We start from the raw sequence: 24,710 nt of genomic DNA, 5'->3' as shown, positions 1-24,710 counted from the left end.
CCCGCTCGTCGGAAGGCGGCGGAACCCGGGCCGTCCCCCTCGAAGGCGACGGCCGACCCCAACCCTACCGGCCCATATGTACGGGGGTCAGTGCTCAGGTGACTCAACTGGCGCCGAAGTGACCAGTTCTGTCAGTACACCATGGCAATCCTTGGGGTGCAGAAACGTGATCCGTGACCCCATGGAGCCGACTCGCGGCTCCTCGTACAGGACGCGTACGCCCTTGTCCTTGATCGCGGCTGCCTCGCCGTCGACGTCCGCCGTGCCGAAGGCGATGTGGTGGACGCCCTCGCCGTTCTTGGCCAGCCACTTCGCGACGGTGGAGTCCTCGCGGGTGGGCTCCAGGAGCTGCAGGTAGGAGGCACCGCCGTCGTCCGTGCTGTTGATCCTGAGCATGGCCTCGCGCACGCCCTGCTCCTCGTTGACCTCGGAGTGGTACACCTCGAAGCCGTAGGTGGCCCGGTAGAACTCGACGGTCCTGTCCAGGTCGAAACAGGCGATCCCGATGTGGTCGATTCGCGTCAGCATGATGTCAGTGCAGCGCCCCGGCGCCGGTTACGCAACGTGCGCGCGATCACACCGACAGCCCGGTGACGGCACGGAGTGCCACTCAGTACATTCGAAGTAAACCCTCGTTCACTCACTTCTCGGCCGTGCAGGCTGGAAGGGGATCGCACCTCATGACTGGAACGAACGGCAGGACCTCGGTCATCGTCGCGGGCGCCCGTACGCCCATGGGACGGCTGCTCGGCTCGCTGAAGTCCTTCTCCGGAGCCGATCTCGGCGGATTCGCGATCAAGGCCGCCCTGGAGCGCGCGGGCATCGGCGGCGACCAGGTGCAGTACGTGATCATGGGCCAGGTGCTCCAGGCCGGGGCGGGGCAGATCCCGGCACGCCAGGCCGCCGTCAAGGCGGGCGTCCCGATGAACGTGCCCGCGCTGACGATCAACAAGGTCTGTCTCTCGGGCCTCGACGCCATCGCCCTGGCCGACCAGCTGATCCGCGCCGGCGAGTTCGACGTGATCGTGGCCGGCGGCCAGGAGTCCATGACGAACGCCCCCCACCTGCTCCCGAAGTCCCGTGAGGGCTACAAGTACGGGGCGATCCAGATGCTCGACGCGATGGCGTACGACGGGCTCACGGACTCCTTCGAGAACATCGCCATGGGCGAGTCCACCGAGAAGCACAACACGCGCCTCGGCATCCTGCGCCCCGAGCAGGACGAGATCGCCGCCCAGTCCCACCAGCGGGCCGCCGCCGCCCAGAAGAACGGCCTCTTCGAGGCGGAGATCACGCCGGTCGAGATCCCGCAGCGCAAGGGCGAGCCGGTCATTTTCAGCCAGGACGAGGGCATCCGCGGCGAGACGACCGCCGAGTCCCTCGGCAAGCTGCGGCCGGCCTTCGCCAAGGACGGCACGATCACGGCCGGGTCCGCCTCGCAGATCTCCGACGGTGCCGCGGCCGTGGTCGTGATGAGCAAGGAGAAGGCACAGGAGCTGGGCCTCACCTGGCTGGCCGAGATCGGCGCCCACGGCAACGTCGCGGGCCCGGACAACTCCCTGCAGTCGCAGCCCTCGAACGCGATCCTGCACGCCCTGAAGAAGGACGGCCTGGACGTCGCCGATCTCGACCTGATCGAGATCAACGAGGCCTTCGCCGCGGTCGCCGTGCAGTCAATGAAGGACCTCGGCGTGTCCCCGGAAAAGGTGAACGTCAACGGTGGCGCGATCGCCCTCGGGCACCCCATCGGCATGTCCGGCGCCCGTCTCGTCCTGCATCTGGCCCTGGAGCTGAAGCGGCGCGGCGGCGGTGTCGGCGCGGCCGCGCTGTGCGGCGGCGGCGGGCAGGGTGACGCGCTGGTCGTGCGGGTACCCAAGGGCTGAGTCCCCCGGCGGGCCTTCTTCGTGAACGGAGCTGTGATGCAGGACGTCTCCACCCTGGTGGCCCAGGCCAGGGAAGGCCGGCCGCGGGCCGTGGCCCGGCTGATCTCCCTGGTGGAGGGGGCGTCCCCGCAGCTCCGTGAGGTCATGGCGGAGCTGGCCCCGCTCACGGGCGGGGCGTACGTCGTCGGCCTCACCGGCTCGCCCGGCGTCGGCAAGTCCACGTCCACCTCGGCGCTGGTGACCGCGTACCGGCGGGCCGGCAAGAGGGTGGGCGTGCTCGCCGTCGACCCCTCGTCGCCCTTCTCGGGCGGCGCCCTCCTCGGCGACCGCGTCCGGATGTCGGAGCACGCCTCCGACCCCGGCGTGTACATCCGTTCGATGGCGACGCGCGGCCATCTGGGTGGTCTGGCCTGGTCGGCCCCGCAGGCCGTCCGGGTGCTGGACGCGGCCGGGTGCGAGGTGATCCTGGTCGAGACGGTCGGCGTGGGCCAGTCCGAGGTGGAGATCGCCTCGCAGGCGGACACGTCCGTGGTGCTGCTGGCGCCCGGCATGGGGGACGGCATCCAGGCGGCCAAGGCCGGAATCCTGGAGATCGGCGACGTCTACGTCGTCAACAAGGCGGACCGGGACGGCGCCGACGCGACCGCGCGCGAGCTGAACCACATGCTGGGCCTCGGCGAGTCCCGTGCCCCGGGGGACTGGCGGCCGCCGATCGTCAAGACGGTCGCCTCGCGGGCGGAGGGCATCGACGAGGTCGTCGAGGCGCTGGAGAAGCACCGGGCCTGGATGGACGAGCGAGGGGTGCTCGCGGACCGCCGGCGGGCCCGGGCGGCACGCGAGGTGGAGACCATCGCGGTGACCGCGCTGCGGGAGCGGATCGGCGACCTGCACGGCGACCGCCGCCTGTCGGCTCTCGCCGAGCGGATCGTGGCGGGTGAGCTGGACCCCTACCGGGCGGCGGACGAACTGGTGACGGGCCTGACGCAGGGCTGACCCCGGCCGCCGCTCGCCCCCCACCGGCCCGAAATCCCCTGGAGCCCTGTAGAGGGCTGCTGCTAGGTTGCCCGCATGTTCCTCCACCGTGCGTAGAGGCGGACCCTCCCGCGGACGACGTGTCGTCGCCGCGCGGGACATCGGTGTCCCCCTTTTCGCCTCCGAGTGAGGAACCTTTCGCATGTCCGCGACCATTCCGCGGCCGTCGTACGCCTCGGTGCTCCGCATCCCGTACGCCCGCCGCACCTTCGCCGCCGTACTCGTCGGCCGGCTCTCCTACGGCATGGTGTCCGTCGCCGTGCTGCTCGCCGTGACCCGGACGACGGGCTCGTACGCCGTCGCCGGCACGGTGATGGCCCTGTTCGGGGCCACCAGTGTCCTGCTGTCGCCCGTGCGGGCGGCGCTCGTCGACCGGTACGGCCCCCGCCGCGCGCTGCTGCCCATGGCCTCGCTGTACGCCCTGCTGCTCGGTGCGCTGGCCGGGGCGAGTTGGCGGCCGGGAGCCTCAGGGGTGCTGCTGGGGACCCTCGCGGTGGCGGCGGGGGCCTGTACGCCGCCGCTCGGGCCGACGATGCGGACGGTGTGGAGCGAACTCGCCGCCTCGGACGGGGGGCTGCTGCGGCGCGCGTACAGCCTCGACGGGGTCGCGGAGGAACTGCTGTTCGTGTCGGGGCCGCTGGTGGTGGGCGGGATCGTGCAGTTCGCCGCCCCGGCCGCCGCCCTGGCCGTGGGGGCGCTGCTGGTCGTGGCGGGGACGTCCGGGTTCGTGACCTCTCCGGCCGTGGCCCGTATGCCGGGGCGTGCGCCGGCGCCGAAGGAGGGGGCCCGGGAACGGCGGCCCCGGACGGTGACCGGCATCGTGCCGCCCGTCGTCGCGGCCGCCGGGGTGGGGCTGTCGCTCGGCGCGCTCGACCTGCTGGTGCTGGCCTTCGCCGAGCACCAGGGGCGCGGGGACACCGTCGTGGCCTGGATCTTCGCCGCGCTGTCCGCCGGGAGCGCGGTGGGCGGCCTGGTGTACGGCGCCGTCGACTGGCGCTCCGGTGCCCGCGTACGACTCTCGCTGCTGACGGCGGGCCTCGGCCTCGCGCTCGCCGGTGCCGGGCTCGCCCCGGACCTGGCCGTGCTCACCGGCGCCGTCGTCTGCGCCGGTCTCTTCGTCGCCCCGGCCCTGACCACCGCGTACCTCGTCGCCGACGCCTCCGCCCCGTCCACCGCGCGCACCCAGGCCGGCGCCTGGGTCAACACGGCCGTGAACGCCGGTATCTCGGCGGGCGCGGCCGCCTCGGGCCTCCTGGTGGCCCACTTCTCCCCGGCCCTCGGCTTCGCCCTCGCGGGCTGCGCCGCCCTGCTGGCGGCGACCGCCGTCGGCCTCGGGCTCTCCAGGGCGGGCACCGCGGCCTGAGACGCGGCAGAGGCACCCGGTGCCATGCGCCGGATGCCTCTGCCTGTGGGGGGAGAGTGAAGCCTCGTGTTCCCGGGCGGAAGGTCAGTCCTCGGTGCGGTCGGCGGTGACCTTGCCGGAGTCGAGGGCGACCCTCCAGTCGCTGCCGGTGCCGTCGGCGGCGGTGGTGTCGACCTCCCAGGCCTTGTCCGTGCTCTCCTCGTCGAGGCCGACGGAGGTCACCGTGCCCTTGGCGGCGGCGGCCTCGGCGGCCTCGGCGGCGGTCACCGAGCTGCCCTTCAGCGCGGCCTGGGTCTGCCGGGTCTCGGCGGCGTCGTCCCCGTCGTCGTCCCGGTCGGCGTGCGAGCCGAGCACCTTGCCGGTGCGGGGGTCGACCTGGACGCTGAACCACTTGCCGCCGTCGGTCAGGACGTCGACGTCCCACACCAGGTTCGTGCCCTCGTCGTCGAGGTCGGCGGAGACCGCCGTACCGGCCTTCTGCTTCAGGGCCGTCGTGATCGCGTCGGCGGCCGTGACCTGGCCGGCCTTCGCCTCGGCGGCGTTCTCGGCCTTGTCCTCGGCGTCCTGGTCCGTGTCGCGGGCGGCCTTGTCCTCGGCCTTGTCCTCGGCCCGGTCCTGGGCGGTGTCGTCGGCGTCGTCGCGGTCGTCGTCGCGGTCGTCGTTCGACACCGACACGGTCTTCTTGGCCGGCGCCTCGTCGTCACCCGCGACCGCGATGGCGGTCGCGGTGCCGCCGCCGATCAGGGCGACGGCCGTGACGGTGGCGATGACGATGTTGCGCTTCATGGGATTTCCTCCAGGATGCGACTGGCTGCAACCAGTAACGGATGATGTCGCCGGTTGCAGCGGGGCTTGTCCGGCTCGTCGGCCTCGTCTGCTTTCGACGTGAACCAATCTGGCCGACCGACGCTGAAGCGAACCTGAAGCCCCCTGAAGACCGCTTCAGGTTCGGTTTGCCAAGCTGAACGCATGCGCCTGTTGATCGTGGAAGATGAGAAGCGGCTCGCGGTGTCGCTGGCCAAGGGGCTGACGGCCGAGGGATACGCCGTGGACGTCGTCCACGACGGCGTCGAGGGCCTGCACCGCGCGAGCGAGGGGGCGTACGACCTCGTGATCCTCGACATCATGCTGCCCGGCATGAACGGCTACCGCGTGTGCGCCGCCCTGCGCGCCGCCGGCCACGACGTACCGATCCTCATGCTCACGGCGAAGGACGGCGAGTACGACGAGGCGGAGGGCCTCGACACGGGCGCCGACGACTATCTGACCAAGCCGTTCTCCTACGTCGTCCTCGTGGCCCGGGTGAAGGCGCTGCTGCGGCGGCGCAACGCCTCGGGCGGCGCCTCGCCCGTGCACGAGGTCGGCGAGCTGAGACTCGACACCGCCGCCCGCCGCGTGTTCCTCACCGAGGACGAGGTCTCCCTGACCACCAAGGAGTTCTCCGTCCTGGAGCAGCTGGTGCTGAGAGCTGGTGAGGTCGTCTCCAAGGCCGACATCCTGGAGCACGTCTGGGACTTCGCCTACGAGGGCGACCCGAACATAGTCGAGGTCTACATCAGCACCCTGCGCCGCAAGCTCGGCCCCACGCTCATCAAGACCGTGCGCGGGGCCGGATACAGACTGGAGGCCCGCCCGTGAAGCGCCGCCTGGGCTCGGTGCGGGCCCGCGCCACCCTCGCCGCGACCGTCGTCGTCGCTGTCGCCGTGGTCGCGGCGGGCGCAGCCGTCCTGCTCTCGCTGCGTTTCTCCCTCGTGGACAAGGCGGACACGGAGGCCGACTCCGTGGCCCGCAACGCCGCCTCGGCGCTGGCGAACGGGTTCGCCTACGACGAGCTGAGGCTGCCGGACGGCGACGAGAACCCCGTCGAGGTCCTGGACCGCGCGGAGAAGCCCGTCGCGGTCGGCGAGGACGTCGAAGCCATGAACGTGACGGCCGTCGCCTCGGACCGGCTGAACTCCGAGACCAACGACGACGCCGACGACCGTGCGGAGGGCGACAAGGACGCCGAGGACGACGGCACGCTCGGCCCCGGCGAGGTCGCCGACGAGACGTGGTACGGCGAGGGCACCGCGACCGTCGAGGGGGTGACGGCGGACTACCGGTTCGCCGCCGTCGACGTGGTCACAGCCGCCGGCGCCCCGCTCACCGTCTACGCGGGCGCCCCGCTCGCCACCGAGGAGGACGCCGTCGGCACCGCGCTGACGACGATGCTCATCGGGCTGCCGCTGCTGCTGCTGACGGTCGGGGCGGTGACGTACGTCGTCACCCGCCGGGCGCTGCGCCCCGTCGAGGACATCCGGTCGGAGATGGCCGCCATCACCGCCTCCGAGGATCTCTCCCGGCGCGTCCCCGAGCCGGACACGCACGACGAGATCGCCCGGCTGGCACGCACGACGAACGAGACGCTGGCCGCGCTGGAGACCTCGGTGGAGCGGCAGCGGGCGTTCGTCGCGGACGCCTCGCACGAGCTGCGCAGCCCGATCGCCTCGCTGCGCACCCAGCTCGAAGTGGGCGCGGCCCACCCGGAGCTGCTGGACCTGGAGGGGGCGGTCGAGGACACCGTACGACTGCAGACCCTCGCCACCGACCTGCTGCTGCTGGCCCGGCTGGACGCGGGGGAGCGGCCGCCGCCGGACGCGCGGTTCGACCTGGCGGCCGCCGTACGGGACGAGGTGGCATCCCGGGAGGGCGTGTCCCTGGACGGCGACGGCGGCCCGGTGGAACTGCGCGGCTCGCGCAGCCAGATCCGCCGCGTGCTCGGCAACCTGCTGGACAACGCCCGCCGCCACGCCCGCGACCGGGTCGCCGTCACCCTGAGCACCGTCCCGGGCTGGGCGGTCCTCCAGGTCACGGACGACGGAGCGGGAGTTCCCGAGGCCGACCGCGAGCGCGTCTTCGAGCGTTTCGTCCGGCTGGACGACTCCCGGGCGAGGGACGACGGCGGCGCGGGCCTCGGCCTGGCCATCGCCCGGGACATCGCCGTACGCCACTCGGGCACCCTGACGGTCGGGGACGCGCCCGGCGGGGGAGCCCTGTTCGAACTGCGGCTGCCCCTGGAGATCCCGGGGCGGGGGGCTGTGCCACCCGCGGCTCCGCCGCGGTGGCGTCACCAGCCGCGCCGGACCCGCGGTCGCGGCTGATCCCCGGTCCCCCGGCCCGCCCCCGGGGCGGCGGGGTCACGGCCTGCCGCGATGGCTCCGCAGGTGATCCGCGATCGGCTCCAGCGACCTGTGCAGGTCGTCCAGCGATTCCTGGGGCAGCAGGTCGATGAAGTGCCGCCGCACGGAGGCGACATGATGCGGCGCCACCCGCCGCATCGTCTCCAGGCCGTGCTCCGTCAGCACGGCGAACAGCCCGCGCCGGTCGGACTCGCAGTTCTCCCGGCGCACCAGGTCCGCGTTCTCCATGCGGGTGATCTGGTGCGAGAGGCGGCTCTTGGACTGGAGGGTGGCGGCGGCGAGGTCGCTCATCCGCATCCGGCGGCCCTCCGACTCGGAGAGGTTCACCAGGATCTCGTAGTCGTTCATCGTCAGGCCGAACGGCTGCAGGTCCCTTTCGAGCTGGTGGGTCAGCAGCCTGTTGACGTCCAGATGGGTGCGCCAGGCGCACTGCTCGGCATCGGTCAGCCAGCGCGTGGCCGTTTCGGTCTCCATGAATGAAGTCTACCTAAAATGTTGAAAGGCGAACTAGTGAGGGTGGGATGGTTCCGGTCGTACGGACAGGTCGGGTCGTACGGGGGTGGAGCATGACAACGCGCACACGTTCGATGTCACACTCCGCAGACTACCGCTCACAGCCCGAAGCGACGCTGGAGGTCCCCCAGCTGTCCGGGAAGGCGCGGTGCTCCCATCGGCTGTCCGTGGGCACCGGGTGCCCCACCGCCACCGGGTACGCCCGGCTCGTGCGGGACCACGCCCGTGGCCTGCTCGGCCATGAGGGTCTCGGAGGACTGGAGCAGCACCGTGCCCGCCCCGACGAACTCGAACTGGTGCTCCTCGCCGGAGGCGCCGCCGAGGCCCGTCATCGCACGTAGGCCGCCCATCAGGCCCGCCATGTAGCCGTGGTCGTAGTGGTGGCACGGCGAGGGGCAGTCGGCCCACCCGACCAGGGCCTGCGGGTCCACCCGGATGGGGGGTTCCATGAACACCACCGGGCCGTTGGAGGCCGCCACGAACTTGCCCGTTCCGATGAGGGTCAGGAAGCCCGGAACGATCGACTGCTTCAGCGCGAGACTTGGCTGAAAAGCAAGGAGGTTGCCCGAGCGAATGGTCAGGTTGCCGTCCTCCAAGTCATACGAATTGACGTCGAAGGCCCGGTCGGCGAGGAGCATCTTGCCCGAACCCTCCGCCACGACCCAGTCGCTCGCGTGCAGAGGCGAATGGAACGACGTACGGACGAGACCGCCGAAACGGCCGTGCCCGATGCCGTTGAACTCCATCTGGCCGTAGTAGGCGATCATCTTGCCCTTCTGCAGGAACCACTGGCTCCCCTTGAGCTCCACGCAGAAGGTGTAGTTGTTGACGTTGTCGTCGGACGGCAGCGTCATCGGGTCGAAGACGGTCGGTCCGGCGACCGGGGCCCCGTACATGCTCACAGCTTCTCCTCCGAGGCCTGGACGTACACCGCACCACTGCCGCTCAGCTCCAGCTGGAACGCCTCGCCGGAGCCCCGGCCCACCATGTCGCGCCAGCCGAGCGCGGTGGAGAGCTTGTTGCGTACGTCACCGTGGTGCGCCACGTACGCCTGCGGGTCCACGTGGACCGGGCGCTGGGGGGTGATCGGGACCTCGATGACCCCGCCGTGCGCCATGACCGCGACCGCGCCGTGCCCCTTGAGGGTGGTGGTGAACAGGCCCTGGCCCGTCACCTGGCCCCGCACCATGCCCATGACACCACCCTGCGAGCCCATGAACATCGTGCCCTGCTGGAGGGTGCCGTCGAAGGCCAGCAGGCGGTCGGCCTCCACGTACAGGGTCTCGCCCGTCAGGCTGATCACCTGGATGTGGTGGCCGCCGTGCCCGAACAGCACCGTGCCGCTGCCCTCGACGGTCATCAGCGGGGTCGCCTCACCCGCCACCCGGCGGCCGATCATCGAGGCGATACCGCCCTGACCGCCCTGCACGTTGGGGGTGAAGGACACCTCGCCCTTGTAGGCGAGCATCGCGCCGCGCTGGCTGAACAGCCGCTGGCCCGGCATCACGGTCGCCTCGATCATCTTCGAGTTGATCTCACGGAAGGCCATGTCAGACGTCCCCCGCCACCGTGTTGCGCTCGCTGGGCTGGACGTAGACGAGTCCGTCGCCCTCGAAGCGGATCTGGAAGGCCTCGCCGCCGCCCTCGCCCATGAGCGTGCGGAACGTCACACCGGACTGGAAGGACTGCTGGAGGTTGCCCTGGTGCGCGATGTACGCCCCCGGGTCGACCGTCAGCGGGTACTGGTGACTGACCCGCAGCACCACCGCCGGGCCGTCGGACATGATCGCCGCCTGGCCGTGGCCCTCGATGGTCGTGGTGAACAGGCCGTTGCCCTGCGAGGCGCCGCGCAGCCCCGTGAAGCTCGTGCCCGTACGCAGCCCGGAGTCCGTCGCGAGCAGATTGCTCGACTCCACGTACAGCTTGTCCCCCTGAAGATTCACCAGGTTGATCTCGGAAGCCCGGTCCGCGAACCAACAGGTCCCCTGCCCGGTCACCTCCATCAACGTCATCTGTTCACCCGTGAGGCGGCGCGTCACCATCCCGCGCAGCCCCTCACCGCCGCCGCTCAGCTTCTTGAACGACATCTGACCGTCGTAGGCGACCATCGAGCCGTTCTTCGCCTTCACGGCGTCCCCGGTCATGTCGACGGCCAGCACTTTGCTGCCTTGAAGTCGGAACATTGCCACGGGAGGACGGTAACCGGCAGATGCCCGGACAGGACAGGCCCTTGAGGAGGATCTCGACCCCGAAGGGACCCTGGGGGCAGCGGGAGGTTGACGGATGCCAGAATGGACGTCGCTTGTGCTTCCTTTCACAAGGGCAGCCGGGCACCGCGACGACTCGCCCCGCCGACCTCACCGAAGGTGACCCGTGGACATGAAGACCGCCTCCGCCCTCCGCCGCCTGCGCCTCGTCTCCGCCCCCGAGGCGGTCTCCTTCCTGCTGCTGCTCGTCTGCTCGGTGCTCAAGCGCACCACCGAGTTCAACGCGGTGCCGGTGATGGGCTGGGTCCACGCCATCCTCTTCCTGCTGTACCTGCTCTTCTGGGCCGACGCCTGGAACCGCACCAAGTGGCCGCTGCGGACCGCCGCGCTCTACTTCGCCCTCTCCGTCCTGCCCACCGGCGGCTTCTTCGCCGACCGCAAGCTCCGCCGGGAGGCCGAGAGCGCGGTCGGCGCGGCGTTCGCGTCCCGCGCGCACGGCGAGGACGAGGGAGCCGTGAAAGCGTGATCGTCGCCTTCTCCGTGACCCCGCTGGGTGTCGGCGAGGACGTGGGCGAGTACGTCGCCGACGCCGTCCGTGTCGTCCGTGAATCCGGACTGCCGAACCGGACCGACGCCATGTTCACCTCCGTCGAAGGCGAATGGGACGAGGTGATGGACGTCGTACGGCGTGCCGTGGCCGCCGTCGAGAAGCGCGCGCCCCGTGTCTCGCTCGTCCTCAAGGCCGACATCCGCCCCGGCGTGACCGACGGCCTCACGTCGAAGGTGGAGAGGGTGGAGCGCCACCTGTCCGCCGAGCGTTAGCCGCTGCCGCTGCCGCTGCCGCTGCCGCTGCCGCTGCCGCTGCCGCTGCCGCTGCCGCTGCCGCTGCCGCGCGCCGGCCCGATGCCGTCGAACCCCGGTCATTCAAGGACCGGGGTTTTCGCGTGCCTGCTGTTTGAGCGATCGCTCAAAACGCTGTACGGTCCTGTTCATCGGATTGAGCACTCGCTCAAAAATGTCGCCGACCTGGGGGTACGCGAATGGGGCTCTACGTAGAGGCACGTGTCCGGGCCGATCTGGACGAGCTGTGGGCACACAGCCAGGACCCGGCCCTCCACCAGCGCTGGGACCTGCGCTTCACCGAGATCCGCCACCTCCCGCGCACGGAGGGCGAGCCCCAGCACTTCCGGTACGCCACCCGTGTCCTGCCCGGTCTGACGGTCGCCGGGACCGGGGTCTCGGCCGGTGAGCGGGAGCGGCCGGACGGCACCAGGACCTCGGCGCTGCGGTTCTCCTCCCCGCACCCCCTCTCCCTGATCGCCGAGGGCAGCGGCTACTGGCGTTACGTGCCCGAGGGCGAGGGGGTCCGCTTCCTCACCGGCTACGACTACCGCCCCCGCTGGGGCCGCGCCGGCGCCCTCGCCGACCGGCTGCTGTTCCGCCCGCTCATGGGCTGGGCCACCGCCTGGTCCTTCGACCGCCTGCGCCTGTGGCTGGAGCGGGGCATCACCCCCGAGCGGGCCCTGCGCCGCTGGCTCGCCGAGGCGGCCGTACGGGCGCTGACGGTCGTGGCCGCCTGCGCCGGGCTGGCGTACGGGGCGCTGGTGGACCCGGCCGGCCCCCTCGCCCCCCTGGCGCTGTTCGCGACACCGGTGCTGGCCGTGTCGGCGGTGCTGGCCGCCCTGCTCGTGCCGCCCCTGCCCGGGACCCCGTCGGCCCGCCGCTGTCTGCGGACCCCGCCCCCACGCGCGCGTGCGCCGCGTCTGCTCGCGACCCTGAAGGGATAGCCGCCATGTACGGAACTGTTCCTCCGTCCTCGATCTTCCGGACGGTCATGGGCGCGGACTTCGACCGGCTGCACCCCGAGCTGCGCCGGCGGTTCTCGGTGGGGCTGGCGAGCGGGGAGGCGTGCACCGGCCGGGGCGTGATGGACCGGATCTGGCACGGACGACGTCTGGTGAAGCCGTTCCTCGCGCTCGGCGGCACCCGCAACATCCTCGTCCCGCGCGAGGGGCGGGACGTCCCCTTCACCATCGAGAACGTGCCGTACGCCGACCGCTTCGGCCGTGAGACGGTGACCTTCGTGCGTACCTTCGACCTGCCCGGCCGGCCCCGCCGGTTCGACGCCCAGATGGTGCTGAGCCCCGAGGGCGACCGTGTCCTCGACTATCTCGGCACCCACCAGCACCTCGCCAGTGATCTGTACTTCGGCGCCGAGCCCGACGGGTCGCTGCTGATCCGCTCCGGTGAACACCGCTTCCGGGAGGGGCCGGTCGACATGCGCGTCCCGGAACTCATCGGCGGCGAGGCGGAGGTGCGGGAGCGGTTCGACGAGCGGACAGGGCGATTCCGGATCCGGGTGCGGGTGGTGAACCGGCACTTCGGGCCGCTCTTCGGCTACGAGGGCTCGTTCGCGGCGACGTACGAGGACGTCCGGGCGTGCGGGGTCCGGGCGGGGCTGCGGCCGGTCCGTGAGGAGGCGCGGGCGTGAGCGAGGCGACCCGGGCGAAGCTGCTGGAGGGCGCGCTGCGGACCCTCGTCGAGCAGGGGATCGCCAAGACGTCCGCCCGCACCATCGCCGCGACCGCCGGGGTGAACCAGGCGCTCGTCTTCTACCACTTCGGGTCCGTGGACGAACTCCTCGCGGCGGCCTGCCGGTACGGGGCGGAGCAGCGGGTCGCCCGCCACCGGGAACGGTTGGCTTCGATCGGCTCGCTCGCCGAACTGCTGGCCTTCGGGCGGGAGCTGCACGCGGAGGAGCGTGCGCAGGGGCATGTGGCCGTCCTGGGGCAGCTCCTCGCGGGCGCGCAGACCCAGCCGCGGCTGGCGCCGGCCACGGCGGCGGGGCTGGAGCTGTGGATCACGGAGGTGGAGGGGGTGCTGCGGCGGGTCCTTGCGGGCTCACCGTTCGGGGAGTTCGCGGACGCGGGCGGGCTGGCGCGTGCCGTGGCGGCGTCGTTCGTGGGGCTGGAGCTGTACGAGGGGGTCGATCCGCAGGGGGCGGAGGCGGCGCTCGGCGCGCTGGAACAGCTCGCGGTGCTCGCGGCCGCGCTCGACGGCCTCGGGCCCGTGGCCCAGCGGGCGGTACGCCACCACCTCCGGAGGACCGCGGCGCAGTGACGCGGGCGGGCCGGGAGGGGCGCGCGGCGGAGGTGACGACGGGGGCGGCGGCGGGGCGAGGCGGATCGGCGCCGGTGGTGAGCGGGCCCGGCGTACCGAAAAGCGAGACGGGGCTGACCAGCATGTGACCGGCCGGTAAGGTCGATGCCGTGCCGAAGCCGCTCAGCCTCTCCTTCGACCCCATCTCGCGCGCCGACGAGCACTGGAAGCAGCGCTGGGGAAACGTCCCGTCCATGGCCGCCATCACCTCGATCATGCGCGCCCAGCAGATCCTGCTGGCGGAGGTCGACGCCGTGGTCAAGCCGTACGGGCTGACGTTCGCGCGCTACGAGGCCCTCGTGCTGCTCACCTTCTCCCAGAAGGGCGAGCTGCCGATGTCCAAGATCGGCGAGCGGCTGATGGTGCACCCCACGTCGGTGACCAACACCGTCGACCGCCTGGTGAGGTCCGGCCTCGTCGACAAACGCCCCAACCCCAACGACGGCCGCGGCACCCTCGCCTCCATCACCGACAAGGGCCGCGAGGTCTGCGACGCCGCCACCCGCGACCTGATGTCCATGGACTTCGGTCTGGGCACCTACGACGCCGAGGAATGCGCGGAGATCTTCGCGATGCTCCGACCGCTGCGGGTGGCGGCGGGGGACTTCGAGGAGAACTGAGGGCGTCCGTCGCCGGGCCGCCGGCCGCCTGACGCGTGCCGGTGGCTTCCCCGCCGAAGTGCCGTGTGGACGGCTGGTCCAGCGGTGATCGCTGCCATCCTGTCGCTCGACCGACATCCGGATGACCGAAGTCCGGCGCTGCCGACAGCGGGGCCGGTTCCTTGTCATTCATGCCAGGCGTACGTACGTGTGCTCGCAGTGTGGTCGTTGCCGGGAGCGCGGTGGTGTTCGCCGCGGCGATGACTCCGGGGGCGGCGGGACCGGCGCGAGCCAGTGCCACCGCATCACGAGGTGAACGGCGCCGGCCGCGGCCCTCGGGCCCGTGCCGGTTCAGGCCGCGGCGGGGTCCGGGGTCGCTTCCTTGATGATCAGCGGCTCGACCTCGCGGCTCACCTGGCGTTCGACGAAGAAGGCGGCCGTGGGCACGGTGCCCGCGAGCAGCACCCAGGCGAGGCGTCCGAGCGGCATCTTCGCCTTGCTGCCGAGGTCGAAGGCGAAGACCAGGTACAGCACGTACAGCCAGCCGTGCGCGAAGCCGACCACCGTGACGAAGCTGTCGAAGCCGTCGAGGTCCAGCAGACGCTTCCCGATCACGCCCGCCGTCAGAAGGATCAGCAGTACGGCGGTGACGTAGGCCATCACCCGGTAGCGGGTCAAGACGCTCTTCTTCATGGCGTCGAGCGTAACGGGTGCTTTTCGGCGCCTCGCGCGCGCGTCCCGTCCTGCGTCGCTGTCGCATACTAGGACGTCCTAGTAAATTGGGGACATGGACGCTGACGCCATCGCAGAGGGACGCCGACGCTGGCAGGCCCGTTATGACTCCGCCCGGAAGCGGGAGGGGGACTTCACGACGCTGTCCGGGGACGCGGTGGAGCCTGTGTACGGCCCTCGCGGCCGCGATGTGTACGAGGGGTTCGAGCGGATCGGGTGGCCGGGGGAGTATCCGTTCACGCGGGGGCTGTATCCGACGGGGTACCGGGGGCGGACCTGGACGATCCGCCAGTTCGCGGGGTTCGGGAACGCGGAGCGGACGAACGAGCGGTACCGGACGATCCTCGCCAACGGGGGCGGAGGGCTGTCCGTCGCGTTCGACATGCCGACGCTCATGGGGCGGGACTCGGACGATCCGCGGTCGCTCGGTGAGGTCGGGCACTGCGGGGTGGCGATCGACTCCGCCGCGGACATGGAGGAACTGTTCCGGGGGATCCCGCTCGGGGACGTCACCACGTCGATGACGATCAGCGGGCCCGCCGTCCCGGTCTTCTGCATGTACCTCGTCGCCGCCGAGCGGCAGGGCGTCGATCCCGCCGTCCTCAACGGCACGCTCCAGACCGACATCTTCAAGGAGTACATCGCGCAGAAGGAGTGGCTCTTCCCGGCCGAGCCCCATCTGCGCCTCATCGGCGACCTCCTGGAGTACTGCGCGGCCGGGATGCCCGCCTACAAACCGCTGTCCGTCTCCGGGTACCACATCCGTGAGGCCGGGGCCACGGCCGCGCAGGAGCTGGCGTACACGCTCGCGGACGGGTTCGGGTACGTGGAACTGGGGCTCGGCCGCGGGCTGGACGTGGACGTGTTCGCGCCGGGGCTGTCCTTCTTCTTCGACGCCCACCTCGACTTCTTCGAGGAGATCGCCAAGTTCCGTGCGGCCAGGAGGATCTGGGCGCGGTGGATGCGCGACGTGTACGGGGCGCGGACCGACAAGGCGCAGTGGCTGCGGTTCCACACCCAGACCGCCGGAGTCTCGCTGACCGCGCAGCAGCCGTACAACAACGTGGTGCGTACGGCGGTGGAGGCGCTGTCCGCCGTGCTCGGCGGCACCAACTCCCTGCACACCAACGCCCTCGACGAGACGCTGGCGCTCCCGAGCGAGCAGGCCGCGGAGATCGCGCTCAGGACCCAGCAGGTGCTCATGGAGGAGACCGGCGTCGCCGCCGTGGCCGATCCGCTGGGTGGTTCGTGGTACGTCGAACAGCTGACGGACCGCATCGAGGCCGATGCCGAGAAGATCTTCCGTCAGATCGAGGAACGGGGGCTGCGGGCCCATCCCGACGGGGTGCATCCGATCGGGCCGATGACGTCCGGGATCCTGCGGGGGATCGAGGACGGATGGTTCACCGGGGAGATCGCGGAGTCCGCCTTCCGGTACCAGCAGGCGCTGGAGAAGGGGGAGAAGCGGGTCGTCGGGGTCAACGTCCACCACGGCTCCGTGACCGGGGACCTGGAGATCCTGCGGGTCGGTCACGAGGTGGAGCGGGACCAGGTCCGGGCGCTGGGTGAGCGGAGGGCGGAGCGGGACGACGCCGCCGTGCGGACGGGGCTCGGTGCGGTGGGCGCCGCCGCTCGGGAGGGCGGGGACATGATCGGGCCGATGCTGGAGGCGGTGCGGGCCGAGGCGACGCTGGGGGAGATCTGCGGGGTGCTGCGGGAGGAGTGGGGGGTGTACACGGAGCCGGCCGGGTTCTAGGGGGCCGTCGCCTCGGGGTGCGCGCCGGGTGCGGGTGCGTGGGGGTCGGTCGCGCGGCTCCCCGCGCCCCCGGAAGCAGGGGCTTCGCCCGCTCCGCCCGACGCGCTCCCGCCGAGCCCCCGCAGCAGCAGGGCGGTGAAGTCCCGTACCCATGGCTCGTCCACCGAGCCCGAGCTGATCAGGGTGCGGTGGACCACCGCACCGGCCACGACGTCGAAGATGAGGTCGACGGTGCGGGAGGCGGCGGCGGGATCGGGTTCGGGAGGGAGTTCGCCGCGGGTCTGGGCGCGGGCCCGGCCCTCCAGGACGAGGCGCTTCTGGCGGTCGACGATGGACGCGCGGATGCGTTCGCGCAGGGCCTCGTCGCGGGTCGACTCGGCGATCACCGCCATCAGGCCGCTCCTGGCCTCCGGCCGGGCCAGGATCGCCGCGAACTGGAGCACGACGCCCTCGATGTCGGCCGCCAGGCTGCCCCGGTCGGGGAGGCGGAGTTCGTCGAAGAGTTCCGCGACCGCGTCCACCACGAGTTCGTTCTTCCCGGCCCAGCGGCGGTAGAGCGTTGTCTTCGCGACGCCGGCCCGGGTGGCCACGTCGCCCAGCGTCAGCTTCGACCAGCCCAGGTCGACCAGTGCCTCCCGGGTCGCCGCCAGGATCGCGGCGTCCGCGGCGGCGCTGCGCGGGCGGCCGCCCGTGGCGCGGGAGGCGGGGGTGCGGCTCTGCATCCGCCGACCATATCCGGCCGTTGTCGAAATACTGGGCGGCAGCGTGAGGCAGATCACTGCGGAGTGGGTAGTGAGGGGTTCAGGGAGAGGTCGGGGGCAGTTACGCTACGAGTCGTAGCGTAAGCCGGTGATGGACACCCGGCTCTCGGGACGCTTTTCACCCGCGTGCTCGGAAGGGGGAGGATGTACTCATGCAGCCACGGAACATGTCCATGAGCGGAGTCGTCGACCTCGCCGCGGTGAAGGCGGCCCAGGAGGCCAAGGCGAAGGCGGAGCAGGCGCGCGCCGAAGCGGCACGGCAGGGCGGGGGAGGAGCGGTCTCCCCCGCGGACCTGGTCATCGACGTCGATGAGGCCGGGTTCGAGAGCGAGGTCCTGCAGCGGTCCACCCAAGTGCCCGTCGTCATCGACTTCTGGGCCGAGTGGTGCCAGCCCTGCAAGCAGCTCAGCCCGGTGCTGGAGCGGCTGGCCGTCGAGTACGCCGGCAAGTTCGTCCTCGCCAAGATCGACGTCGACGCCAACCAGATGTTGATGCAGCAGTTCGGGATCCAGGGGATCCCGGCCGTGTTCGCCGTAGTCGCCGGGCAGGCGCTGCCCCTCTTCCAGGGGGCCGCCCCCGAGCAGCAGATCCGCGAGACCCTCGACCAGCTCGTGCAGGTCGCCGAGCAGCGCTTCGGGCTCACCGGCCTCGTGGTGGACCCCGACGCCGAGGTCGACGCCCCCGTCGAGTCGGCCCCGCAGGTCCCGGCCGGCCCCTACGACCACCTGCTCGAAGCCGCCGTACAGGCCCTGGACGCGGGCGACTTCGGCGGCGCGGTGCAGGCGTACAAGAACGTGCTGAGCGACGACCCGGGCAACACGGAGGCCAAACTGGGCCTCGCGCAGGCCGAGTTGCTGCGGCGCGTGCAGGGGGCCGATCCGCAGGACGTGCGCAAGGCGGCCGCCGAGAACCCGGGCGACGCGCAGGCGCAGATCGCCGCGGCGGACCTCGACCTCGTCGGCGGGCACGTGGAGGACGCGTTCGGCCGGCTCATCGACACCGTGCGGGTCACGGCGGGGGACGAGCGGGACGCCGTACGGACGCGGCTGCTGGAACTCTTCGAGGTGGTCGGCGGCGACGACCCGCGGGTGGCCGCGGCGCGGCGCGCGCTGGCGCGGGCGCTGTTCTGACCCACTGTTGAACCCCCGCCCCGGCCGGGCGCCGGCCGTGCCGGGCGGGGGGCCGGAGCCGCTCGGTCCCGGAATGCCGGGACGGGTGGTGCGCGAGTGCGCGATTTGGCGATACGGCGACACCGCGGCCGCGTTTTACCAAATCTTGGTAAACGCGGCCGCTGTTACTGGCAGTAAGAGAATCTCGTCGATCTGTCGGGCTCTGTCCATCTGTCAACCATTGTGTCGCCTCACTCGGCGCCACCCAGGGTCGCTGGTCGATGCCGATGGGTCGTTGTTCGGTTATCCGTCCGTTACTAGCCAGTAACGACCCCCCTTGCGGGGGCGGCGAGAATGCACCACGATCGGCGACGCTCGGTCCTTCCCCGTACCCCGCCAACCAGTCGGGTCAACGGGTTTTCTGGGTCCCCACCGAGTAGAGCGGGCGACAGTGGCGCCTGCTCTTGGACAGGGGGGTCTCCGCCCGACGGTGGAGCCTGTCCAGCAGGTTGTGCGTGATGCGTGTCAGGCGCGACCAGTGGTTGTCGCTCGGGGGTGATCGCCGGTGAGTTCGGGCGCTTTTCGCGCCGCCGAGCGCAGGCGCTCTCCTTCCCGAGGACGTAGCACTTCTCCCATCCCTGCCTGGCTGAGCCGCCACCCATGGGGGCGAGCCGGTGTCAGGAGATGTACGTCCGAGAAGGAGGAAATATGGAGTCCCAGGTGCGTGGCGGGACCAGATGGAAGCGGTTCGCTGTGGTCATGGTGCCCAGCGTCGCCGCCACGGCAGCGATAGGTGTCGCCCTCGCGCAGGGTGCTCTTGCAGCGTCGTTCAGTGTGTCGGGCCAGTCGTTCAAGGTGACGGCTGACCAGCTCGACGGTACGGGCTTCTCGCAGTACGGAGCGCTCGACGAGGGCTACACCCTCAAGGGCGAGAAGACGGTTCACCCCGTCGCCGTTTCGGCGTTCAAGTCCGCGTCGATCACCAACATGTGCCAGTCGGTCGTCACCCCGGGCGTCCCGTTGCTCGGTAGCGTCAGCCTCAAGCTGACCGCCGGTACGGGCGGCAAGAAGGTCGAGGCCGAGAACCTCTACATCGACGTCGAGGACCTCTCGGCGGATGCCGTCTTCCGCGGCATCGACATCGGTGTGGCGGCCAAGGACGCCAAAAAGGGTCCTGGCATGAAGGGTGGCTCGGAGCAGGCCAACCCCTACGGGTTCGCCCAGCAGGCCGACTCGGCCACGCTGACCGACGTGAAGCAGACGGCGTGGGCCACCACTGCCGGAACCTTCAAGCTGAGCAACCTGAAGATGTCGCTCCACAAGGGCACGGTGGAGTGCTACTAGGCACTCCCTGGGCGGGTGAGGGGGCCTCTCGCTTCTTCGCCCGCCCGTCCCTCCCGCCGTGCGCTCCGCCGCGCACGCGCATTCCGTACGTGAATTCCGTACGCGCGCTTCGGCGTACGTGAACTTGTCACAGCAACACTGTTCCAGGGAGCTGTTGTCCATGAGCGCCGAGTCAACGGGGCAGAACGAAGACTATCTCCGCGTCCTCCGGCGGCGCTTCCGCGACTGGAGGGGCAGTCGTCCCTTCTGGGCGGGCCTGTTGGTACTGCTCAGCGGCTTCCCGATCATGTACTTCCCGTACGCGAACCTGCAGCTCGGCCACCTCACGCTCGCCATGGCGACGACCGGCGGCTCGGGCTCCCTCATCATCGGCGTGCTGCTGGTGGTGCTCGGGGTCAGCCTCTGGTTCCAGCGGCACGTCCGCACCTTCGCCGGTACGGCGGCGATCCTCCTGGCGCTCGTGTCCATCCCCGTCTCCAACCTCGGAGGCTTCGGCTTCGGCTTCCTGCTCGCCCTGATCGGCGGTGCGCTGGCCATCGCCTGGGCGCCCGGTCACGACGAGGCGCCGGTGCCGTCCACCTACCGGACCCCGGCACAGGCCGCGGCTCCCCAGGACACGGCGGCCGGGAACACGGCACAGCAAGGTGCGGTCCCCCTGCACAAGGGCGACGCCCCGGAGCCCGCGACCGCGGGTTCCATGAGCGGGGCGTCGAACGGCGAGGGCGACGACCTGTCAGGTACCACCCCCACGAACGGGACGAACGGGAGGCACAGTGCCGGCTGACGAGGTGACCCACGGGACTTCGGTGGGAGAGTCCCGTGCGAGAACCGGACCGCGGCACGCGGCACCCAAGAAGCCCCTTCTCACCCGGCTGAACATGCCGGCGGGCAAGGCGATAGCCCTGGCGGCCATGCCTACGGCGGTCCTCATGGGCATGGGCTTCACACCCACGCTGGCCCTCGCCGAGGACCCCGCGTCCAAGAGCCTGACGGCCGACGAGTACAAGGACTGCGTGACGGCCCTGGAGGCCGCCGAGGAAGGCGAGGACACCTCCGCCTCCCCGACTCCGTCCGCCTCCGCCACGGAGAGCGCCGACTCCTCGGACGACGCCAAGGACGACGAGACGAAGGACGAGCCGAAGGGCGAGGACAAGCCCGCGGGCGACGACGCCTCGGACGGCTCCGCCTCCGACGACACGTCCTCGGACAACTCCTCTTCGCCGGATTCAGGTTCCGACGACAAGGACACGACGGGCGGCTCCGCGTCGACCGACACCTCCGACAAGGCGGCCTCCGACAAGGCGACCGCGGACACGTCGTCGGACACCGCCTCGGAGAGCGACAGCGGCGGCAACGTGCTGGAGGACCTCGGCAGCGCGCTCGAGGACCTGTTCACGCCGGACGACAAGGAGCAGGGGAGCGACACCCCGTCCACGTCCACCAGCCCGTCCCCGTCGCCCTCGGCGGTGGAGAGCGGCACGGACGAGGACGAGGACTCCGGCTCGGACTCAGGCAAGGACGGCAAGGGTTCCGTCGACGTCACCGACAAGGTCGAGGACTCCGCCAAGGACGTCACCGGTACCGCCGACGACAAGACCGACGACAAGGCCACCGACGCCGAGGACACGGCGAAGGACACCGCCGACGACGCCGAGGCGACGCCGAGCCCGTCCCCGAGCGAGAGCACGGACCTCGACGACTGCTTCGTCGCCACGGACGACGAGAGCGGCGTGGAGCAGGGCATCCCCGCGCTGCCCTCCGAGCCCTGGTACCTGAACGCCAGCTCGCTGACGCTGAAGGGCGCCGACTACCAGGGCATCGTCAAGGTGAGGACGGCCGACGGCAAGGTCAAGGAGGTGCTGAAGTACGTCGTCTCCGGCGGCACCGACATCGGCGACCTCCACCAGACCGTCGACGACAAGCAGGCCGGCGTGACCTACCACGTGCAGGCCGGCAAGGGCACGACGTCCACGATCCGCGACGGCAAGACGGTCATGTACACCGAGAGCATCTCCGGCAACCTGCTCGGTCTGATCCCGGTGACCTTCGACCCGAAGCACCCGCCGCCGCTGAACATCCCGCTGATCTACTTCACCAAGGTGAAGGTCGTCCAGGCGGGCCAGTTCGGCGGGACGCTCACCGTGCCGGGGCTGCACCAGTTCACCACCAAGTGAACTCCGCCCCTCCCGCGGCCCGCTGAGCGCCGCACAGGACCCTTCCGGGAGCCGCACAGACCGAGGGCGCCCCCTGTTCCCAGGGGGCGCCCTCGGCGCGTTCGGGACGACCGTCGGCCGCGTCAGTCGCGGGCGCCGCCGCCCAGGTGGTGCACCCGGACCATGTTCGTGGTGCCCGGGACGCCGGGGGGCGAGCCGGCGGTGATGACCGCGATGTCGCCCTCCTGGAAGCGCTTGAGCTTGACCATCTCCTGGTCCACCAGGTCGACCATCTCGTCGGTGCTGTTCACGAACGGCACGACGTGCGACTCGACACCCCAGCTGAGCGCCAGCTGGTTGCGGGTGGACTCGTCGGTGGTGAACGCGACGATCGGCTGGGAGGCGCGGTAGCGCGAGAGCCGGCGGGCGGTGTCACCGGACTGCGTGAAGGCCACCAGGGCCCGGCCGCCGAGGAAGTCGGCGATCTCGCAGGCGGCACGGGCGATCGAACCACCCTGCGTACGCGGCTTCTTGCCCGGCACCAGCGGCTGCAGGCCCTTGGAGAGCAGCTCCTGCTCGGCGGCCGTCACGATCTTCGACATCGTGCGGACCGTCTCCAGCGGGTACGCGCCCACACTGGACTCCGCCGACAGCATGACCGCGTCCGCGCCGTCCAGGATCGCGTTGGCGACGTCGGACGCCTCGGCGCGCGTGGGGCGGGAGTTGGTGATCATCGACTCCATCATCTGGGTCGCCACGATCACCGGCTTGGCGTTGCGGCGGCACAGCTCGATGAGCCGCTTCTGCACCATGGGGACCTTCTCGAGCGGGTACTCGACGGCCAGGTCGCCACGGGCGACCATCACGCCGTCGAACGCCATCACGACGTCCTCCATGTTCTCGACGGCCTGCGGCTTCTCCACCTTGGCGATGACGGGGACCCGGCGGCCCACCTCGTCCATCACCTTGTGGACGTCCCGCACGTCGCTCGCGTCCCGCACGAAGGACAGCGCCACCAGGTCGCAGCCCATCCGCAGCGCGAACCGCAGGTCCTCGACGTCCTTCTCGGACAGCGCGGGCACGTTGACGGCCGCGCCGGGCAGGTTGATGCCCTTGTGGTCGGAGATGACACCGCCCTCGATGACCTCGGTCCGCACCCGGGGGCCGTCGACCTCGATGACCTTCAGCTCGACGTTGCCGTCGTTGATGAGGATCTGGTCGCCGGGGGCGACGTCACCGGGCAGGCCCTTGTACGTCGTACCGCAGATCTGCTTGTCGCCCGGCACGTCCTCGGCGGTGATGGTGAACTCGTCACCGCGCACCAGCTCCACCGGGCCCTCGGCGAAGGTCTCCAGACGGATCTTCGGGCCCTGGAGGTCGGCGAGGACACCGATGGCCACACCGGTCTCGGCGGAGGCGGCCCGGACCCGGTCGTAGCGGCCCTGGTGCTCGGCGTGACTGCCGTGGCTGAAATTGAAACGGGCCACGTTCATGCCGGCCTCGATGAGGGCGACCAGTTGCTCGTGGGAGTCGACCGCGGGGCCGAGAGTACAGACGATTTTCGAACGGCGCATGGGACGATCCTATCGGTTTGTTTCGCTGCGGAATATTCCGTCTGATGGAATAGCAAATGTGCGGCTATGCGCTCAGGCGTGTTACCGGCGTGTATTACTCGGCTGTTCTTCGCTCACTCGCGTCCTCTTCGCTCGTTTGGCGACCAGGGCATACGTTTGTGCCGCGATCTCCAGTTCCTCGTCCGTCGGCACCACCGCGACCGCGACCCGCGCACCGGCCGGCGAGATCAGCCGGGGCTCACCGCTGCGTACGGCGTTCAGTTCGCCGTCGACCGCGAGGCCCAGCCCCTCCAGGCCCGCCACGGCGGCCTCCCGCACGGGCGCCGCGTTCTCGCCGACACCCGCGGTGAAGACGACCGCGTCCACCCGGCCGAGCACCGCGCAGTAGGCCCCGATGTACTTCTTCAGCCGGTGAATGTAGATGTCGAAGGCCAGCTTCGCCCGCTCGTCGCCCTCGTCGACGCGGCGGCGTATTTCCCGCATGTCGTTGTCGCCGCACAGTCCGATCAGACCGCTCTTCTTGTTGAGGAGAGTGTCGATCTCGTCCGTGGACATTTCGCCAACGCGCATCAAATGAAAGATGACGGCCGGGTCCAGGTCTCCGGACCGTGTACCCATCACGAGTCCCTCCAAGGGGGTGAGCCCCATGGAGGTGTCCACGCACCGCCCGCCCCGGACCGCCGAGGCGGACGCCCCGTTGCCGAGATGCAGGACGATCACGTTGACGTCCTCGGGTGCCCTGCCCAGCAGTTGGGCCGTCGCCCGGGAGACGTAGGCGTGCGAGGTGCCGTGGAAGCCGTAGCGCCGGATGCGGTGCGCGTCGGCGGTCTCCACGTCGATCGCGTAGCGGGCGGCGGACTCCGGCATCGTCGTGTGGAACGCGGTGTCGAAGACGGCGACCTGCGGGAGGTCGGGGCGCAGTGCCCGCGCGGTGCGGATGCCGGTGAGGTTGGCCGGGTTGTGCAGCGGTGCCACCGGGATCAGGCGCTCGATCTCGGCGAGCACGGTGTCGTCGACGACGGTCGGCTGCGTGAAGCTCTGCCCGCCGTGCACGACACGGTGACCTATGGCGGCCAGTTCGGGGGAGTCGAGGCCGAGCCCGTCCGCCGCCAGTTCCTCGGCGACGGCCTTCAGAGCGGCCTCGTGGTCGGCGATCGGGCCGGTGCGCTCGCGGGAGGTGCCGCCGGCGGTGAACGGGGTGTGCTTCAGCCGGGAGTTCTCCTCACCGATCCGCTCGACCAGCCCGACGGCCAGCCGGGCACGGTCGCGCATGTCGAGCAGCTGGTACTTCACCGACGAGGAGCCGGAGTTGAGGACGAGTACGCGGGTGGCGGTCACGGTCTGCT

At 70.9% G+C, this 24,710-nt stretch carries 26 protein-coding genes; 16 read left to right on the top strand and 10 right to left on the bottom strand.

The window, feature by feature from the left end; genetic code table 11:
• Positions 1-87 precede the first annotated feature (87 nt).
• On the bottom strand, positions 88-528 hold the full coding sequence (gene mce, locus ACZ6BB_RS09750; protein ID WP_013000629.1) for a methylmalonyl-CoA epimerase: 441 nt from the start codon (positions 526-528) through the stop codon (positions 88-90).
• Between the two features lie 152 nt (positions 529-680).
• Between mce and ACZ6BB_RS09745 the strand changes: the two genes are divergently transcribed.
• The 3 genes from ACZ6BB_RS09745 to ACZ6BB_RS09735 all read left to right on the top strand — a co-directional run bounded on the left by ACZ6BB_RS09745 (position 681) and on the right by ACZ6BB_RS09735 (position 4,278).
• A complete protein-coding gene (locus ACZ6BB_RS09745; protein WP_471614777.1) occupies positions 681-1,883 on the top strand; it encodes an acetyl-CoA C-acetyltransferase in 1,203 nt (400 codons plus the stop codon).
• A gap of 36 nt (positions 1,884-1,919) precedes the next feature.
• Positions 1,920-2,876 carry a methylmalonyl Co-A mutase-associated GTPase MeaB gene (gene meaB / locus ACZ6BB_RS09740; RefSeq protein WP_471614776.1) on the top strand — a complete coding sequence of 319 codons (957 nt, stop codon included), beginning with the start codon at positions 1,920-1,922 and terminating at the stop codon, positions 2,874-2,876.
• A 181-nt stretch (positions 2,877-3,057) separates the two neighbouring features.
• The gene (locus ACZ6BB_RS09735; protein WP_471614775.1) at positions 3,058-4,278 is read left to right on the top strand and encodes an MFS transporter; all 1,221 of its coding nucleotides are present in this window, start codon (positions 3,058-3,060) and stop codon (positions 4,276-4,278) included.
• An 84-nt stretch (positions 4,279-4,362) separates the two neighbouring features.
• Here the strand turns inward: ACZ6BB_RS09735 and ACZ6BB_RS09730 are convergent, their stop codons facing one another.
• Positions 4,363-5,064, bottom strand: coding sequence for a PepSY domain-containing protein (locus ACZ6BB_RS09730; protein ID WP_471614774.1), 702 nt, complete (start codon positions 5,062-5,064; stop codon positions 4,363-4,365).
• A 183-nt stretch (positions 5,065-5,247) separates the two neighbouring features.
• On the opposite strand from ACZ6BB_RS09730, the gene ACZ6BB_RS09725 reads away from it, so the two are divergent.
• Both ACZ6BB_RS09725 and ACZ6BB_RS09720 read left to right on the top strand, forming a co-directional pair.
• Positions 5,248-5,916, top strand: a complete 669-nt coding sequence (locus ACZ6BB_RS09725; RefSeq protein WP_471614773.1) for a response regulator transcription factor — start codon at positions 5,248-5,250, stop codon at positions 5,914-5,916.
• A complete protein-coding gene (locus tag ACZ6BB_RS09720) occupies positions 5,913-7,418 on the top strand; it encodes a sensor histidine kinase (protein WP_471614772.1) in 1,506 nt (501 codons plus the stop codon). The genes ACZ6BB_RS09725 and ACZ6BB_RS09720 overlap by 4 nt, the downstream gene beginning before the upstream one ends.
• Before the next feature lie 36 nt (positions 7,419-7,454).
• On the opposite strand, the gene ACZ6BB_RS09715 is transcribed toward ACZ6BB_RS09720, so the two are convergent.
• From ACZ6BB_RS09715 to ACZ6BB_RS09700, 4 genes are all read right to left on the bottom strand, one after another.
• On the bottom strand, positions 7,455-7,931 hold the full coding sequence (locus ACZ6BB_RS09715; RefSeq protein ID WP_471614771.1) for a MarR family winged helix-turn-helix transcriptional regulator: 477 nt from the start codon (positions 7,929-7,931) through the stop codon (positions 7,455-7,457).
• 137 nt (positions 7,932-8,068) lie between these two features.
• Entirely contained in the window at positions 8,069-8,866 is a 798-nt protein-coding gene (locus ACZ6BB_RS09710) for an AIM24 family protein (protein WP_471615294.1), read from the bottom strand.
• A gap of 2 nt (positions 8,867-8,868) precedes the next feature.
• Complete coding sequence (locus ACZ6BB_RS09705) at positions 8,869-9,519, bottom strand: AIM24 family protein (RefSeq protein ID WP_005480172.1); 651 nt, start codon at positions 9,517-9,519, stop codon at positions 8,869-8,871.
• Position 9,520: 1 nt separating this feature from the next.
• The gene (locus ACZ6BB_RS09700; protein WP_059083645.1) at positions 9,521-10,153 is read right to left on the bottom strand and encodes an AIM24 family protein; all 633 of its coding nucleotides are present in this window, start codon (positions 10,151-10,153) and stop codon (positions 9,521-9,523) included.
• Between the two features lie 190 nt (positions 10,154-10,343).
• Here ACZ6BB_RS09700 and ACZ6BB_RS09695 point away from each other — a divergent pair, with 190 nt between their 5' ends.
• From ACZ6BB_RS09695 to ACZ6BB_RS09670, 6 genes are all read left to right on the top strand, one after another.
• Entirely contained in the window at positions 10,344-10,703 is a 360-nt protein-coding gene (locus ACZ6BB_RS09695; RefSeq protein WP_471614770.1) for a DUF3817 domain-containing protein, read from the top strand.
• Entirely contained in the window at positions 10,700-10,999 is a 300-nt protein-coding gene (locus ACZ6BB_RS09690) for an MTH1187 family thiamine-binding protein (protein WP_471614769.1), read from the top strand. The genes ACZ6BB_RS09695 and ACZ6BB_RS09690 overlap by 4 nt, the downstream gene beginning before the upstream one ends.
• A 218-nt stretch (positions 11,000-11,217) precedes the next feature.
• Positions 11,218-11,964 (top strand): hypothetical protein, encoded by a 747-nt coding sequence (locus tag ACZ6BB_RS09685; protein WP_471614768.1) that lies wholly within the window; start codon positions 11,218-11,220, stop codon positions 11,962-11,964.
• Positions 11,965-11,969: 5 nt separating this feature from the next.
• Positions 11,970-12,668, top strand: coding sequence for a DUF4166 domain-containing protein (locus ACZ6BB_RS09680; RefSeq protein WP_471614767.1), 699 nt, complete (start codon positions 11,970-11,972; stop codon positions 12,666-12,668).
• Entirely contained in the window at positions 12,665-13,297 is a 633-nt protein-coding gene (locus ACZ6BB_RS09675) for a TetR/AcrR family transcriptional regulator (RefSeq protein ID WP_471614766.1), read from the top strand. Before ACZ6BB_RS09680 ends, ACZ6BB_RS09675 begins: the two co-directional genes overlap by 4 nt.
• A gap of 149 nt (positions 13,298-13,446) precedes the next feature.
• Complete coding sequence (locus tag ACZ6BB_RS09670) at positions 13,447-13,956, top strand: MarR family winged helix-turn-helix transcriptional regulator (RefSeq protein ID WP_471614765.1); 510 nt, start codon at positions 13,447-13,449, stop codon at positions 13,954-13,956.
• A 330-nt stretch (positions 13,957-14,286) separates the two neighbouring features.
• Here the strand turns inward: ACZ6BB_RS09670 and ACZ6BB_RS09665 are convergent, their stop codons facing one another.
• Entirely contained in the window at positions 14,287-14,628 is a 342-nt protein-coding gene (locus ACZ6BB_RS09665; protein WP_471614764.1) for a DUF3817 domain-containing protein, read from the bottom strand.
• A 94-nt stretch (positions 14,629-14,722) separates the two neighbouring features.
• On the opposite strand from ACZ6BB_RS09665, the gene ACZ6BB_RS09660 reads away from it, so the two are divergent.
• Positions 14,723-16,423: an acyl-CoA mutase large subunit family protein gene (locus ACZ6BB_RS09660; protein WP_471614763.1), complete on the top strand. Its 1,701-nt coding sequence runs from the start codon at positions 14,723-14,725 to the stop codon at positions 16,421-16,423.
• On the opposite strand, the gene ACZ6BB_RS09655 is transcribed toward ACZ6BB_RS09660, so the two are convergent.
• Positions 16,420-17,145: a TetR/AcrR family transcriptional regulator gene (locus tag ACZ6BB_RS09655; protein ID WP_471614762.1), complete on the bottom strand. Its 726-nt coding sequence runs from the start codon at positions 17,143-17,145 to the stop codon at positions 16,420-16,422. The genes ACZ6BB_RS09660 and ACZ6BB_RS09655 overlap by 4 nt on opposite strands.
• Before the next feature lie 191 nt (positions 17,146-17,336).
• Between ACZ6BB_RS09655 and ACZ6BB_RS09650 the strand changes: the two genes are divergently transcribed.
• The 4 genes from ACZ6BB_RS09650 (at position 17,337) to ACZ6BB_RS09635 (ending at position 21,811) form a co-directional block, all read left to right on the top strand.
• Entirely contained in the window at positions 17,337-18,314 is a 978-nt protein-coding gene (locus ACZ6BB_RS09650) for a tetratricopeptide repeat protein (RefSeq protein WP_471614761.1), read from the top strand.
• Positions 18,315-19,001: 687 nt separating this feature from the next.
• Positions 19,002-19,637 (top strand): DUF6230 family protein, encoded by a 636-nt coding sequence (locus ACZ6BB_RS09645; RefSeq protein ID WP_471614760.1) that lies wholly within the window; start codon positions 19,002-19,004, stop codon positions 19,635-19,637.
• Positions 19,638-19,797: 160 nt separating this feature from the next.
• The gene (locus tag ACZ6BB_RS09640; RefSeq protein WP_471614759.1) at positions 19,798-20,421 is read left to right on the top strand and encodes a DUF6114 domain-containing protein; all 624 of its coding nucleotides are present in this window, start codon (positions 19,798-19,800) and stop codon (positions 20,419-20,421) included.
• A complete protein-coding gene (locus ACZ6BB_RS09635) occupies positions 20,411-21,811 on the top strand; it encodes a hypothetical protein (protein ID WP_471614758.1) in 1,401 nt (466 codons plus the stop codon). Before ACZ6BB_RS09640 ends, ACZ6BB_RS09635 begins: the two co-directional genes overlap by 11 nt.
• Before the next feature lie 122 nt (positions 21,812-21,933).
• On the opposite strand, the gene pyk is transcribed toward ACZ6BB_RS09635, so the two are convergent.
• Both pyk and ACZ6BB_RS09625 read right to left on the bottom strand, forming a co-directional pair.
• Positions 21,934-23,364 (bottom strand): pyruvate kinase, encoded by a 1,431-nt coding sequence (pyk, locus tag ACZ6BB_RS09630; protein ID WP_471614757.1) that lies wholly within the window; start codon positions 23,362-23,364, stop codon positions 21,934-21,936.
• 81 nt (positions 23,365-23,445) lie between these two features.
• Positions 23,446-24,702: an acetate kinase gene (locus ACZ6BB_RS09625; protein ID WP_471614756.1), complete on the bottom strand. Its 1,257-nt coding sequence runs from the start codon at positions 24,700-24,702 to the stop codon at positions 23,446-23,448.
• Positions 24,703-24,710 lie beyond the last annotated feature (8 nt).

The organism is Streptomyces sp. NPDC041108, from assembly GCF_055592645.1.
The sequence above is the reverse complement of the archived record's forward strand: the minus strand, read 5'-3'. Positions and strand labels throughout refer to the sequence as shown.